Raw genomic sequence first — 14816 nt, forward strand, 5'->3', positions numbered from 1 at the left:
GGCGGCGGTTCGGTGGGTGTCGGGGATTGAGGAAGTACGCATGGACGGGTTGGCCCCGGACGATCCGGGCTGGATAGGCAATTACCGACTGCTCGGCAGACTCGGCGAGGGCGGCATGGGGCGGGTGTACCTGGCCCGCTCCGACCGGGGCCGTACGGTCGCGGTCAAGGTCGTCCAGGAGCAGCTGGCCCGCAAGCCCGACTTCAGGCGGCGCTTCGCCCAGGAGGTGAAGGCCGCCCAGCGCGTCGGCGGCGAGTGGACGGCCCCCGTCCTGGACGCCGACACGGACGCGCCCACCCCGTGGGTCGCCACCGGCTACGTCGCCGGGCCCTCCCTCGCCGAAGTGGTGGACAAGCAGTACGGCCCGCTGCCTGCGAACTCCGTACGGGCCCTCGGCATCGGGCTCGTCCGCGCCCTCCAGGCCATCCACGGCGCCGGGCTCGTGCACCGCGACCTCAAGCCGTCCAACGTCCTGGTGACGATCGACGGCCCCCGCGTCATCGACTTCGGCATCGCCCGCGCCCTCGACCCCGCCCTGCAGTCCACCGACGGGCTGACGATGACGGGCGCCCTCGTAGGTTCGCCCGGTTTCATGTCGCCCGAGCAGGTCCGCGGCGAGCGCGTGACGTTCGCGAGTGACGTCTTCTGCCTCGGCGCCGTCCTCGCGTACACCGCTACGGGCAAGCTGCCGTTCGGCACGGGCGAGGGCGGGATCCACTCGCTGCTCTACCGGATCGCCAGCGAGGAACCGGACCTGACAGGACTTCCGGCTCCCTGGGACCAGCTGGTCGGCTGGTGTCTCGTGAAGGATCCCTCCCAACGGCCCTCCCTCGAAACCCTGTTGGCGCGCATCGAGAGCATGGAGGACGCCGGCGGCGCGTGGCTGCCGGGCGAGGTGCTGGCCGAGCTGGGCCGGCACGCCGTGCAGCTCCTCAACAGCGAGGACCCGCAGAGCCCGCAGCGCCTGCAGAGCCACGTACTCGCCGCACCGGCCCCGGCGGCCGGAGCCGTGGAGACCCCGCCGGGCGGAGTCGGGCAGGCACCGGCCCATGCCCCGGTCCAGGGGTTCGGGCCGCCCGTCCCCTTCGACCCCGCCCACCACCCGTCCCCGCCCCCCTGGCAGCAGAGCCCCCCGCCCGGCAGCCTCCACGCGGGCAGCCCCCCGCCCGGCAGTCTGCGCCCCTCGCCGCACTACTTCTCGCCGCGTCCGCCGGCCCGCTCGGCCCGTGCGCTGGGCACGGCGCTGTCCCTCGTGCTCGGCCTCTACGTCGTGCCCCTGCTGATCCGGGGCGCCGTTCTCGCGTACACCTTCGTCGTGCTCGACGGGCAGGACGGGGAGGCCGACCCGAGAGTCGTCCAGGACTACGACGTGCTGCAGTTCGCCACGGACGGGGTCGAGTTCCTGGAGCTGCTGATCGGTCTCGGACTGGTCATCCTGTGGCCGCTGTGGTTCCAGCGCATGCGCAACAACGCCGACGCCTTCGCGCCCGTGCGCCTGCGCTTCGCACCCGGCATGGCGGCCGGCGCCTGGTTCATCCCGGTCGTCAACCTCTTCATGCCCAAGCAGATGACCAACGACATCTGGACGGCCACCGCCGGACAGGCCCGCGGCGCCGCACGGTGGCTGATGCACACCTGGTGGTGGTGCTGGGTCGCCTACATGCTGGCGGCCCTGAACGAATCGTTCAGCACCTGGTATTCGAACGACACCGTCTCGGGCGCGCAGGAGGACATCATCACCGCGGAGATGTCGATCGTCGCGGGGGTCGTGAGCACCGTGCTGGCGGTGTTCTTCGTCCGGCGGCTCACCTCCATGCAGCAGAACCGCATCGAGGAGGCCCGGAGCAACGGGGCCTCCTGACGCGGGCGGGGAGGTGGCGAGGGACGGACGCGGGCGGCTGCTACCGGCCCAGGAAGATCGGGTTGGTGAACGCGGCCAGCGCCCCCGGCACCGGCCCCGCCGCCGCCTCGTGCCGTACCTCCGCGCGCACGTACGCCGCGTATTGGGCCGTCGTACGCCACTCCACCGTGCCGGAGCCCGCCACCGGCAGGACGGCGCTCGTGTGCAGGACGCCCTGGTCCGTGACGAAGCGGACCGTGCAGCGGGGTGCGCCCGACACGTCCAGGCGGACCGTGACCGGGTCGTCGCCGGCCACCTTCAACCGGCCGCCGATGCCCGCGTGTTCACCCTTCGGGCCGGTCGCCGAGAACGACAGCGACACCGCCTTCGACTCGGCCACGTACGAACGGCCCGCGCGGATGCCCTCCTGGATCGCCGCACGGGACAGTTCGTCGGCGAGGACGACCGTCTGCGGGGTGCCGACCGGGTCGGGATCGCGGTGGGCGTCGCTGTTGCCCATCGCCGGAATCCAGTCCCGGCTCCCGCGGCCCTCCCGGACGGAGGCCACCAGCATGCTGTCCCAGTCCGCGAGCGACACCTCGTCGTCGGGCCCGTACGCGCCGTTCCACACCTCGACCGCGTCCGCCTCGCCGAAGCCGAACTTCCAGTTGCAGCCGACGCAGGTGGCGTGCGGATGGGCGGGGACGACAAGACCGCCCGCCTGGCGGATGCGGCGCGCGTACTTGCCGAAGCGGTTGTCGCGGGCCCGGTAGCGCCAGTCCACGAACGTGCCCGGGTCCGTGCCGAGCGCGACGACGTGACCGTTCCTCGTCGTCACCTCCTCGCCCAGCAGGATCAGCAGCTCACCGTCCGGGTGCGGGCCGGCCTGGTCGGCCCAGTGGGCGTGCGCGGAGTGCGTGTTGTGGTCGGAGGTGTTGATGAAGTCCAGGCCCGCCGCCCGCGCGAGCGCCGCGATCTCGGCGGGGGTGCGGCGGCCGTCGGAGTACCAGGAGTGCAGATGGCAGTCGCCCCGGTACCAGGCCCGCCCGCGCCCCCTGGCCCGTGACGGCGGGTACACCGGCTTCACCGTCTCGCCCGGTTCGCCGTACGTCAGCGTGATGGTGACCTCGTACGCGAGGCCCTGCGGAGCCACCGTGTAGGGGCCCAGCGCGATGTGCCAGGTGCCCGCGCGGACCGGCCCCGGGAGGTAGCCGGGGGTCGCGTCGTCCGCGCGGATGAAGAACTCCGTGCGCGCGCCGCCCGACCAGCCCCTGAAACCCCGCCCGCCCAGCTCGGTGCCGTGCTGGTCGAAGATCCCGATGTCGAGCGCGTTGCCCGCGGTGCCCGCCGGGACGGCCGGCCGCTCGTAGGTGTACGCGACCTTGATCTCCCGTACCCCGGACGGGACTTCGACGGGCAGGTACACGAAGTCCGGCGAGCCGGTGGGCAGCGTGCCGCGCACGGTACGGGTCACGGATCCGCCCGGACCGGAGGGACCGTCTGCCGCGCCCGCCGCATCGGCCGCGTCGGCCGCCTCACTCGGAAAGGTCACGCTCCCCAACGTAAGCGCGGCGGCGGCCCCCGTCACGAACAGGGCGCGTCTGCCGACGCCGTGGTGTTCGTCCTCGCACATGTCTGCTGCTCCCGGTGTCGTGCGTGCATGGGTGGTGCAGGAGTGGTACCGGACACCCTCGTATTCAGCCGTGAACTCCGGGGCAAGGGAAGGGGATCGACAGCTTTCGGGGACAGAGCACTCGTACGACGCATTTAGGGTGCCGACCGGTCGGTATGGACACCTGAACCTCCTGCCGGTAGAGATGGGGCATGCGCATCTCCGTGACGATCTTCCTCACCGATGAGACGATCACTCCGACCCGGCTCGCCCGTGAGCTGGAGCAACGCGGCTTCGCCGGGCTCTATCTGCCCGAACACACCCACATCCCCGCCGAACGGACCACTCCGTACCCGATGGGCGGTGAACTGCCGCCCGAGTACGCCCGCACGCTCGACCCCTTCGTCGCCCTCGGCCAGGCGGCGGCCGTCACCGAAAGCCTCGCGCTCGGCACCGGCATCACCCTCGTCACCCAGCACGACCCGATCGACCTCGCCAAGCAGGTCGCGACCCTCGACCACCTCTCCGGGGGCCGCTTCACCCTCGGCGTCGGCTTCGGCTGGAACGTCGAGGAATCCGCCGACCACGGCGTCGAGTGGCGTACGAGGCGGGAGCTGGGCCGCGACCGGATGGCGCTGATGCGGGCCCTGTGGTCGCCCGAACCGACCGCCTACGAGGGCCGGTTCGACTCCGTACGGGCCAGCCACGCGTACCCCAAGCCCGTGCAGAAGCCGCGCGGACCGCTCGTCGGGCCGCGCACGCTCATCGGGGGAGCGGCCGGACCCAAGCTCTTCGCGCACATCGCCGAGTACGCGGACGGCTGGCTGCCCATCGGCGGCCGGGGCCTCACCGAGTCGCTGCCCGTGCTGCGGGCCGCGTGGGCCGAGGCGGGCCGCGACCCCGACCACCTCCAAATCGTGCCGTACGCCGTACTGCCCGGCGCCGGAAAGCTCGCGCACTACGCGGACCTCGGCGTCGAGGAGGTCGTCCTGCAGCTGCCGCCGGCCGGCGAGGGGGAGGTCCTGCGGGTACTGGACGAGTTCGCGCCGTACCTGTAGGACGCCCCCGCCCGTCGCCTCCGCGGGATGGCGCCGGTGTGTCGTTTGTGACGCGGCACACCGGTAATGCCTGATCACTGCGATCGTATGCTCGAAGGATGACGACTTCCGCGACCTCCGGAACCGGGCCCACCGAGAACGCCATGCGCCGCGCCCTCAAACGCGCCCGCGACGGCGTCGCCCTCGACGTCACCGAGGCCGCCGTGCTGCTCCAGGCGCGCGGCGCCGACCTGGACGACCTCACCGCGTCCGCCGCCCGGGTGCGGGACGCGGGCCTCGCCGCGGCGGGCCGCCCCGGCGTGATCACGTACTCGAAGAGCGTCTTCGTCCCGCTCACCCGGCTGTGCCGGGACAAGTGCCACTACTGCACGTTCGTCACCGTCCCGGGCAAGCTGCGCCGGGCCGGGCACGGCATGTTCATGTCCCCCGACGAGGTGCTGGACATCGCCCGCAAGGGCGCCGCGGCCGGCTGCAAGGAAGCCCTGATCACCCTCGGCGACAAGCCCGAGGACCGCTGGCCCGAGGCCCGCGAATGGCTCGACGCGCACGGCTACGACGACACGATCGCCTACGTGCGGGCCATCTCCATCCGGATCCTGGAGGAGACGGGCCTGCTGCCGCACCTCAACCCGGGCGTCATGTCGTGGACCGACTTCCAGCGGCTCAAGCCCGTCGCGCCGAGCATGGGCATGATGCTGGAGACGACCGCGACCCGGCTGTGGAGCGAGCCCGGCGGCCCCCACCACGGCTCCCCGGACAAGGAGCCGGCGGTCCGGCTGCGGGTCCTGGAGGACGCCGGCCGCTCCTCCGTCCCCTTCACCAGCGGGCTGCTGATCGGCATCGGCGAGACGTACGAGGAGCGGGCGGACGGCCTGTTCGCACTGCGCCGCGTCTCCCGCGCCTACCACGGCGTCCAGGAACTGATCATCCAGAACTTCCGCGCCAAGCCGGACACGGCGATGCGCGGCATGCCGGACGCCGAACTCGACGAGCTGATCGCGACGGTCGCCGTGGCCCGGCACATCATGGGCCCCGCCGCCTGCCTCCAGGCACCGCCGAACCTCGTGGACTCCGAGTACGCGCGGCTGATCGGCGCCGGGATCGACGACTGGGGCGGCGTCTCGCCGCTGACCATCGACCACGTCAACCCCGAGCGCCCCTGGCCCCAGATCGACCTGCTGCGCGAGCAGTCGGCCGAGGCGGGCTTCGAACTGCGCGAACGGCTCTGCGTGTACCCCGAGTTCGTGCGGCGCGGCGAGCCGTGGCTGGACCCGCGCCTGCTCCCGCACGTACGGGCCCTCGCCGACCCGGAGACCGGGCTCGCCGTGCCGGACGCGGTCGTGGAGGGCCACCCGTGGCAGGAGCCCGAGGAGGCGTTCACCTCGTCGGGGCGGACGGATCTGCACGCGTCCATCGACACCGAGGGGCGCACCTCCGACCGGCGCGAGGACTACGACCACGTGTACGGCGACTGGGAGTCGCTGCGGGAGGCGGCGGCGCCCGGGATGGTCCCCTCGCGCATCGACACGGACGTACGGGCGGCCCTCGCCACCGCGGCCGACGACCCGACCCGGCTGACCGACGACGAGGCACTGGCCCTGCTCCACGCGGACGGCCCGGCGCTCGACGCGCTCTGCCGGATCGCCGACGACGTCCGGAAGTCGGCCGTCGGCGACGACGTCACGTACATCGTCACGCGGAACATCAACTTCACCAACGTCTGCTACACCGGCTGCCGGTTCTGCGCCTTCGCCCAGCGCCGCACCGACGCCGACGCCTACACGCTCTCCCTCGACCAGGTCGCCGACCGTGCCGCGCAGGCCTGGGACGTCGGGGCCGTCGAGGTCTGCATGCAGGGCGGCATCCACCCCGACCTGCCGGGCACCGCGTACTTCGACATCGCGCGGGCGGTGAAGGAACGCGTCCCCGGCATGCACGTCCACGCCTTCTCGCCGATGGAGGTCGTCAACGGCGCGACCCGTACGGGTATGTCCGTCCGCGAGTGGCTGACGGCCGCCAAGGAGGCGGGCCTCGACTCCATTCCCGGCACCGCCGCCGAGATCCTGGACGACGAGGTCCGCTGGGTCCTCACCAAGGGCAAGCTCCCGACGGCGACCTGGATCGAGGTCGTGACGACCGCGCACGAACTCGGCATCCGGTCCTCCTCCACCATGATGTACGGGCACGTGGACCAGCCCCGCCACTGGCTCGGCCACTTCCGCACGCTCTCCCGCATCCAGCAGCGGACCGGCGGCTTCACGGAGTTCGTGACCCTGCCGTTCATCCACACCAACGCGCCGGTCTATCTGGCGGGGATCGCCCGGCCCGGCCCGACCACCCGCGACAACCGCGCGGTGATCGCGATGGCCCGGCTCCTGCTCCACCCGCACATCCCCAACATCCAGACCAGCTGGGTGAAGCTGGGCACGGAGGGTGCGGCCGAGATGCTGCGCTCGGGCGCCAACGACCTCGGCGGGACGCTGATGGAGGAGACCATCTCCCGTATGGCGGGGTCGAGTTACGGCTCGTACAAGTCCGTGAAGGACCTGATCGCGGTGGCGGAGGCGGCGGGCCGTCCGGCCAGGCCGCGGACCACGCTGTACGGGGAGGTGCCCGAGGAGCGGCAGCGGGCGGCGGCGGTCTCCGACGGGCATCTGCCGGAGCTGCTGCCGGTTCTGGAGTAGACGGGCCGTTCCGCACAGCCGTTCCGTGCAGCCGTTCCGCACAGCCGTTCCGTGCAGCCGTTCCGTGCAGCCGTTCCGCACAGAGGGCGGGCGAGCCGCCGGTTCCGGAGGGAGTTCCCCGTCGGAGTAGGATGATCGGACCTCCGGCGGGGTGTCTCCGACGGGGTGAGCCAGAGCTGAGGAGATGCGTGCCCGTGCCTGCCCGACGGCTTCCCTCGTGGGCCTGGGTCACCGGCCTGACCGCCGCCGCCCTGGTCATGGTCGCCGTGCTGGCCGTCAAGGCCGGGGACGGGCCCCAGCCGACCGCGTCGGCGAGCAAGAAGACGAGCAGTCCCTCGGCGAGCCCCAAGCCCTCGGCGAAGCCCGACGAGTCCGAGCCGGTCGCCGTGCCGGACGGTTCCGGCACGGGACGGCGGATCGTCTACTCCCTCGGGCAGAAGCGGGTGTGGCTGGTCGACGCGAGCGACGCGCCCCGGCGCACGTTCAAGGTGTGGCAGGGGACGGTGAGCCCGGACCCCGGTACGTACACGGTCGGCACCCGGCGCGAGGCCGCGACCGGCAGTGACGGCGTGGAGATCGAGAACATCGTCTACTTCGCCGTGGCGTCCGGCGTCAACGTCGCCTTCTCCAACGCCCTCGACGGCTCCTCCCCGCCGCCGCCCGCGTCGGGCGCGACGACGGGCGGCGTCCGGATGAAGGCGGCGGACGGGGCCGCGGTGTGGAAGTTCGGCACGGCGGGGACGACGGTCGCGGTCGTGAAGTAGGCCCGGACGCCGCCCCCGGAGGGCTCCCGGCCGGGGGTCCCGGACGCCGTCCCCCACCAGGCGCTCAGCCCGGTTCGGCGTCGGTCCACGCGTGCAGCTTGTCCGGGTTGACCACGAGCCACAGATCGCTGACCCGGCCCGCGCGGACGCCCACACCCACGACGGCGACGGTCGTCCCGGCGATCCGGACCGCGACGCCGGGAGAGCCGTTGACGTCGTCCTCCACGACGTCGAGACCCGGCTCCTTGCGGAGCAGCCCGAGCAGGAACCGGGCCACCTTGTCCGGCCCGACGACCGGCCGCAGGGCCGCGCGGACCTTGCCCCCACCGTCACTGCGCGCCTCGACCGCCGGATCCAGCAGGGCGACCAGCGTGTCGAGATCGCCGGTCCCGCACGCGTCGAGGAACGCGGAGACGACCCGCCGGTGCTCCTTCGTCGTGGCGCCGACGGGCCGCCGCTCGGCGAGGCGCCGCCGCGCGGAGGTGGCGAGTTGGCGGCAGGCCGCGGGGGAGCGGCCGACGGTCTCCGCGATCTCCGCGAACGGCACCCCGAAGACGTCGTGCAGGACGAAGGCCACCCGCTCCGCGGGCGTGACCGAGTCCAGCACCACCAGCATGCCCATGCTCACCGACTCGTCGAGCGTGACGCGGTCGGCGGGATCACCGCCGTCCCCGGCACCCCCTCCGCCCCCGCCGCCCCAGGTGGCCGCGCCGCCCCGGACGGGCTCGGGCAGCCACTCGCCGGTGTAGCGCTCCCGGCGGACGCGCGCCGAGGCCAGCTGGTCGAGGCAGATCCGCGAGGCGACCCGGGTCAGCCAGGCCAGCGGCGCGACGATCGCCTCCTGCTCGGCCTCGGACAGGGCGTACCAGCGGGCGTACGTCTCCTGGACGACGTCCTCGGCGTCCTGCACGGAGCCCAGCATGCGGTAGCCGAGCCCGAGCAGCCGCCGCCGCTCCGTCATGAGGTCCCCGAGCCCGGGACCGCCGCCACCGCTCACTCGCCCCGTACCTCCTTCTCACCCTGCCCGGCGTACTCGGCCAGCCACTCGTCGAAGGTCTGGCGGCCACGGGGTCCGGCGGACCCGGTCGGCAGGTTGCCCCCCTCGACCATGGCAGTGCCCGCCCCGCCGGGCATCTTCACCGGCAGGAGCAGCCGGCGCCGCCCGCGGACCCGCAGCACCCGCCGCGCCATGTCGACCAGCTCCTCGACCCGGGGCCCGGCCAGCTCGGGGGCCCTGCCCCGCGGCGATCCGAGGACGAGTTCCACGAGATGCCGGGCGACCTCGCGGGCCGCCACCGGCTGCGTACGCATCCGGGGCACCACGGCGAACGGGCCGGGCACCTGGCCCAGCACCTGGAGCGGGAACTCGTGGAACTGCGTGGCCCGCAGCACGGTCCACGGAACGGCCCCGGCCCCGTCCCTGTTGCCCCCGGTTCCGCCCTTCGTGACCAGCTCCTCCTGCCGCAGCTTGCCCTGGTAGTAGCCGAGGCCGACACGTTCGAGGCCGACGATCGACAGGACGACGTGGTGCAGTACGCCGGCCCGGGCGCCGGCGTCCAGCAGATGGCGTCCGGCGCTGTCGAAGAACGCGATCGCCGTCCTGGCGCGGGTCGTCTCCAGATTGCTGACGTCCACGACCGCCTCGGCCCCTGCCAGGGCAGCGTCGAGCCCCGCACCCGTCACCAGGTCGACCCCCCGGGACCTGGCCAGTACCACCGGCTCGTGCCCGGCCGCCGTCAGCTCCCGGACGACGTACCCGCCGACCAGCCCGGTCCCGCCCGCTACCGCGACACGCATGAGGAACCTCCCTCGGACGGTGCGGGCTTCCCCGGTACCGGCATGAGCAGCACGGCCGACGCGAGCACCAGGGCCGTCAGCGCGACGACGTTGAGGACCTGGTCACGCGTGCCGTACATGCCCAGATGCCGCATGTGATAGCCGAGGTGCAGCACGTTGAAGACGAGCCACACCGCACCGGCCGTCTGCACGAGCCGGTTGTTCCGTACGGAACGCAGCGCGATCGCCGTGAGCACGGCCAGCGCCAGGAACATCGCCCCGGCGTCCTTGGCGAGGTGTTCGTTGTAGGGGCCCAGCTGGGGCAGCCAGCTCATCCCGAAGCCGGGAAAACCGGCATGCCACTCCCGTGGCGCGAAGTAGGCCCAGCCTCCGGTGTACAGCGCGGTCACGCCCAGGAAGCCCAGGGAGGCGTACCGGATTCTCGTGTTCATACCTCTCTGACGGGACAGCCCGCGAAAGTGTGAGGCGGGGCAGGTCCGGCCCGGCCGCTCAGGGCTGCCGCGGCCCGGGAGCCGGAGTGTCGTTCAGGGAGATATGCGCGGTGACGCGTTTGCCGGTCGGTTCGAGTTGGACGTAGAAGTCGTCGGCGACGGCCGCGACGATCTCCAGGCCGTGCCGGCCGATGCGCTCCGGGTCGAAGGCGTGGATGGTGGGCCGCACCGGAACGCTGTCCTGCACGGTCACCTCCACCGTGGAGTCCGCGAGGCGCAGTTCCATCAGCGCGGGCCCGGGAGCGTGCCGGCGGGCGTTGGTGACCAGTTCGCTGACGACCAGCTGGGTGAGGCCCAGGGCATGGTCGGAGACGGCCACGTGCTGCTCGGGGCCCGCGCGGGAGAGGAAGTCGGCCGCGAGGCGACGCGCCGCGGCGATGCACGAGGTGTCACCGCTCAGCTCCATGACGGTGGAGCTGACCCGCGCGTCCGATCCGTTCCCACCGTCGACTGACTCCACGGCCTCGGCCCGCCTTCGTGTTCGCCCGTCCCGGCCCGGTTCCTGACACGGTGCGCTTCATCTGACTCTGGCAGCCACCGGCCGAGCGGTCGAGACGGCACGGCGTCACCTTGCGGCGCCCCGCCCGCCAACTGCTGGGCCTCAGGGGCCGAGTTGATCCACACTGGGACCCGTACACGACCCGGCGGCATGGCGAGGAGGCGGACCGGTGGCGCAGGCAGGGCCGTCGTGGCAGGAGCTGATCCAGCAGGGCAACCGCGCCGGATTCGTGGGACGGGACGCCGAACGGGCCGCGTTCCTGACGAACTTCGACCTCCCCGTGGGAGACGCCCGGCGGCGCTTCCGCTTCCATGTGCACGGCACCGCGGGTGTCGGAAAGACCTTCCTGATCCAGGAGTTGCGCCAGCTCGCCCGCGAACGCGGCGCGCTGACCGCGTACGTCGACGAGCGGGCCGGCAGTGTGCCGGAGGCGATGGCCGAGATGTGCCGTCAGTTCGCCGATCAGGGGCGAAGGCTCAAGGAGCTGGAGCGGCGGCTCGCCGTGTACCGGGACCGCCGGCACGAGGCGGAGGCCGCCGCCCTCGCCGCCCTGGCACCGGAACAGCAGCAGCCGCAGCCCGCGTCCGCCGGAAGCAGGACCGCCGTCGGGCTCGGCCTCGCCGCCGTGGAGGCCGCCGTACCGGGCGCCGGCCTCCTCACGAGCGCCCTGCCCGCCGATCTGCTCGCCCAGGGCGCGGACCGGCTGCGCGCCGGTCTGAGCGCCCGCTTCCGCAACCCCGACGACATCGAACTGGTCCTGTCCCCGGAGAGGGTCCTCACCCCCGTCCTGCTCCGCGAACTGCGTGCGGCGGCCTCCGCCCACCCCTGGATCGTCCTGTTCCTCGACACGTACGAACGGACCGGCCCGTTCCTGGACCCGTGGCTGTACGACCTGGTCACCCGGCACGCGGAGGACGGCGGGCTGCCCGCCGCCGTCCTGGTCGTCACGGCGGGACAACGCCCGCCGGACACCGCGCGCTGGAGCGGCGTGGGCTCCGTGGCGGACGTGCCGCTGGCACCGTTCACCGAGTCCGAGTCGCGCGGGCTCCTCGCCGGGAAGGGGGTCGTCGCCGAACCGGTCGTCAAGGAGGTGCTGCGCCTCACCGGCGGCCTGCCCGTCCTCGTGTCGACGCTCGCGGAGACCCGCCCCGGCGACCCGGACGACGTGGGCGACCCCAGCGCCGGAGCCGTCAACCGCTTCCTGCAGTGGGAGGCCGACGACACCCGCCGCCAGGTCGCCCGCGTCTGCGCGCTGCCCCGGCAACTGGACGCGGACGTCTTCCGGGCCCTCGTCGGCGGCCCGGACGGCGGCCTGGACGGGGCGGGCGATCCGGACGAGCTGTACGACTGGCTGACCGGGCTGCCGTTCGTCGGCGAGCGCGGGACCCGCGTGCGGTACCACGACGTCGTACGGGCCCCGATGCTGCGGCTGGAGCGCCGCCGCTCCCGGCGGGAGTGGGCCGGCCGGCACCGGCGGCTCGCGGAGACGTTCGCCCGCTGGCGGGCGGAGGCCGAAGCCGGGCGGGAGGGCGAGAACCTGTGGGCCGACGAGGAGTGGCGCGAACTGCGCCTGGAGGAGACCTACCACCTGCTCTGCGCCCGCCCGCCCGCGGCGCTCGGCGCGGCGCTGCGGGCCCTGGTCGAGGCCTGCCGCGAGGACGCCGTCCTGGGCCGCGGCTGGGCGCGGATGCTGGCGGACGCGGGCCACGACACGGACGACACCGACCTCGCCGCGTGGGGCGCGCGGCTCGGTCAGGCCCTCGACGACGACTCGGCCGGGATCGCCGGCGCGATGGCCCTGCTGCTGACCCACCCCGGCCCGGACCCGGCGTGCCGGGCCCTCGCGCACACACTGCGGGGCCGGGAACTGCGCTACGGCGGTGAGCACCACCGGGCCATGGAGGAGTACGACCGGGCCCTTGAACTCGACCCCCGGCTCGCCTGGGCGCACTACGGCCGCGGCTACACCCTCCAGCTGCTGGACGACTTCCCGGCGGCACTGGCCGCCCTCGACCGGGCGGACGAACTGGCCCCCGGCACCTGGTGGATCCTCGCCGGGCGCGCGGAGACCCACCGGCTCGCGGGCCGCTTCGCGGAAGCCGTCGCCGACTTCGACCGCGCTGTCGCCCTCGTCCCGGCCGACGCCGATCCGCTGACCGGCCGGGCCGTGAGCCGGCACGCACTCGGGCGGTACGACGAGGCGCTCGCCGACTTCGACCGGGCGCTCGCCCTCGACCCGGACAACGCCTGGGCGCTGGTGCGCAGGGCCCGGCTGCGCCGCACCAGGGGCGAACCGGCCGAGGCCTTCGCCGACTTCGACCGGGCGGTCCGGGTCGCGCCCGACGCCGCCTGGGTCGCCTCGGAACGCGGTGACGCCTACCGGCTCGCCGACCGCCCCGAGGAGGCCGTCGCCGAACTGACCCGCGCGCTCGCCCTCACCCCCGACTACGCCTCCGCGCTGGCGAGCCGCGGCGCCGCCCTGTGCGACCTGGGCCGTCACGAGGAGGGCCTGGCCGACTTCGGCCGAGCCGTCGAACTGCGGCCCGACTACGCGTGGGCGCTGGTGATGACGGCCCGCGCGAAGGACGGACTCGGCGACCGGCCGGCCATGTTCGGGTCCCTGGAGCGAGCCGTGGCCGCGGCCCCCGACGCCGACTGGATCAGCCACGAACTGGCCGCGGAGTACACCAAGGAGGGCCGGTACGAGGAAGCGGTCGCCGTCTTCCGCCGCGTACTGGACCGCAGCCCGGACGACGAGGCGTCACTGACCGGCCTCGGCGGCACCTACCTCCTCATGAGGCGGTACGAGGACGCCCTCGGCCCGCTCTCCCGCGCCCTGACACTGAGCCCGGACGACAGCTGGACGTACGCCATGCGCGCCCGGGTCCGCCTGGCGACCGGACGGACCGAACAGGCCCTCACCGACCTGGACCGCTGCGCCGGACTGGAACCCGCCTCGCAGGCGGCCTGGGCGCGCCGCACCGCCGTCGAACTGCTGACGCAGTGTGAGCGCTGGGAGGAGGCGACGGCACGGCTGGCGGCGGCGGACGACGCGGACGACCTGGACGACCTGCGCTGCGAGGCACACCGCCAGGCCGGGCAGTGGCCGCAGGCACGCCGGACGGCCGAGCGGCTGCGCGCGACGGCCCCGATCCCGGGCACGTTCGAACTGGCGATGACGGTGAGCGGGTCGGAGGGCCTGCCGGCCGCGGAACCCCTCTGGCGGGAACTGGCGACCCTGATCCGCGCCGACGCCGAACTGCCCGCCGAGGACAGCGCGCTCGGCGACCTGGAACGCGCCCAGGCCCGCTGCTTCCTCGCCTGCGCCCTCTCGGACCCGGCCGCCGCGCAGGAGGCCCTGACCGGCCTTCTGACCTCACCCCTCGACTGGGACGACCTGGCCACCCTCACCCTGATCCTCAAGGACCTCCTGGCCTCCCCCGGGGCCGACGCGTCCCGCATCGCTCCCCTGCTGGCGGAGGCGACAAGGGCCCGCGACGAGATCAGGTCCCGCCACCGTCCACCCCTGTTCCCCGGTCCACGGGAAGGTGGATGACGATCAGCACGACCGCGCTGAGCAGGAACACCCGCATTGCCGCGTCCAGCCCGTTCCAGTCCTCCGACTGCCACATCGCGAACCACTCGCCCCCGATCGCGAGAAACCCCGCGCCGAAGAGCAGCATGAGCATCAGCAGCCCCACCGTGGAGGTCCGCCGAGCCCGCGCGACGTCCCGCCGCACCCACTGAACCGTGCCGAGGATCAGCACGAGCGCGGCCACCGTCTCCCACACGATGATCGCGACGTACGCCGCGTTCTGAAGCGCCTCGGACTCGACGGCCCGCCACATCAGGTCGTCGTCCTTGAAGGTGGTGTCCATGGCCAGAACGTGCTGGACGAACTGCTGGTTCGTGCCGAAGTCGGTGATGTTCCCGAACGCGACGAGCGTGATGTAGAGCGCGACCGTGCCGGTGAGCAGGGTCGCGGTGATCGGTAGAGCCCGTGCTGCCGCCATCCTCAAGTCCCCTAGGTGTCAGGTGTGTTGCCGAACGGAACACCTGACACTCGACACC

General features: G+C 73.2%; 11 protein-coding genes. 5 read left to right on the forward strand and 6 right to left on the reverse strand.

Annotated features, from left to right (window positions below):
- Positions 1-40 precede the first annotated feature (40 nt).
- The gene (locus K3769_RS13215) at positions 41-1861 is read left to right on the forward strand and encodes a protein kinase domain-containing protein (RefSeq protein WP_267026631.1); all 1821 of its coding nucleotides are present in this window, start codon (positions 41-43) and stop codon (positions 1859-1861) included.
- Positions 1862-1901: 40 nt separating this feature from the next.
- Here the strand turns inward: K3769_RS13215 and K3769_RS13220 are convergent, their stop codons facing one another.
- Complete coding sequence (locus tag K3769_RS13220; RefSeq protein ID WP_267026632.1) at positions 1902-3473, reverse strand: CehA/McbA family metallohydrolase; 1572 nt, start codon at positions 3471-3473, stop codon at positions 1902-1904.
- Between the two features lie 191 nt (positions 3474-3664).
- Between K3769_RS13220 and K3769_RS13225 the strand changes: the two genes are divergently transcribed.
- From K3769_RS13225 to K3769_RS13235, 3 genes are all read left to right on the forward strand, one after another.
- Complete coding sequence (locus K3769_RS13225; RefSeq protein ID WP_267026633.1) at positions 3665-4510, forward strand: LLM class F420-dependent oxidoreductase; 846 nt, start codon at positions 3665-3667, stop codon at positions 4508-4510.
- Positions 4511-4608: 98 nt separating this feature from the next.
- Positions 4609-7194 (forward strand): bifunctional FO biosynthesis protein CofGH, encoded by a 2586-nt coding sequence (locus tag K3769_RS13230; protein WP_267026634.1) that lies wholly within the window; start codon positions 4609-4611, stop codon positions 7192-7194.
- Positions 7195-7382: 188 nt separating this feature from the next.
- Positions 7383-7958: a hypothetical protein gene (locus tag K3769_RS13235; protein ID WP_372514930.1), complete on the forward strand. Its 576-nt coding sequence runs from the start codon at positions 7383-7385 to the stop codon at positions 7956-7958.
- 64 nt (positions 7959-8022) lie between these two features.
- Here the strand turns inward: K3769_RS13235 and sigJ are convergent, their stop codons facing one another.
- The 4 genes from sigJ to K3769_RS13255 are packed head-to-tail and all read right to left on the reverse strand — an operon-like array spanning position 8023 to position 10706.
- Positions 8023-8919 carry an RNA polymerase sigma factor SigJ gene (sigJ, locus tag K3769_RS13240; RefSeq protein WP_267031355.1) on the reverse strand — a complete coding sequence of 299 codons (897 nt, stop codon included), beginning with the start codon at positions 8917-8919 and terminating at the stop codon, positions 8023-8025.
- Between the two features lie 32 nt (positions 8920-8951).
- On the reverse strand, positions 8952-9755 hold the full coding sequence (locus K3769_RS13245; RefSeq protein WP_267026636.1) for an SDR family oxidoreductase: 804 nt from the start codon (positions 9753-9755) through the stop codon (positions 8952-8954).
- A complete protein-coding gene (locus K3769_RS13250) occupies positions 9740-10186 on the reverse strand; it encodes a hypothetical protein (RefSeq protein WP_267026637.1) in 447 nt (148 codons plus the stop codon). The genes K3769_RS13245 and K3769_RS13250 overlap by 16 nt, the downstream gene beginning before the upstream one ends.
- A gap of 58 nt (positions 10187-10244) precedes the next feature.
- The gene (locus K3769_RS13255; RefSeq protein WP_267026638.1) at positions 10245-10706 is read right to left on the reverse strand and encodes an ATP-binding protein; all 462 of its coding nucleotides are present in this window, start codon (positions 10704-10706) and stop codon (positions 10245-10247) included.
- A gap of 208 nt (positions 10707-10914) precedes the next feature.
- On the opposite strand from K3769_RS13255, the gene K3769_RS13260 reads away from it, so the two are divergent.
- The gene (locus K3769_RS13260) at positions 10915-14301 is read left to right on the forward strand and encodes a tetratricopeptide repeat protein (RefSeq protein WP_267026639.1); all 3387 of its coding nucleotides are present in this window, start codon (positions 10915-10917) and stop codon (positions 14299-14301) included.
- Here the strand turns inward: K3769_RS13260 and K3769_RS13265 are convergent.
- Complete coding sequence (locus K3769_RS13265) at positions 14249-14758, reverse strand: DUF2165 domain-containing protein (protein WP_267026640.1); 510 nt, start codon at positions 14756-14758, stop codon at positions 14249-14251. The genes K3769_RS13260 and K3769_RS13265 overlap by 53 nt on opposite strands.
- Positions 14759-14816 lie beyond the last annotated feature (58 nt).

It is taken from the genome of Streptomyces ortus, from assembly GCF_026341275.1.
Lineage (GTDB): Bacteria > Actinomycetota > Actinomycetes > Streptomycetales > Streptomycetaceae > Streptomyces > Streptomyces ortus.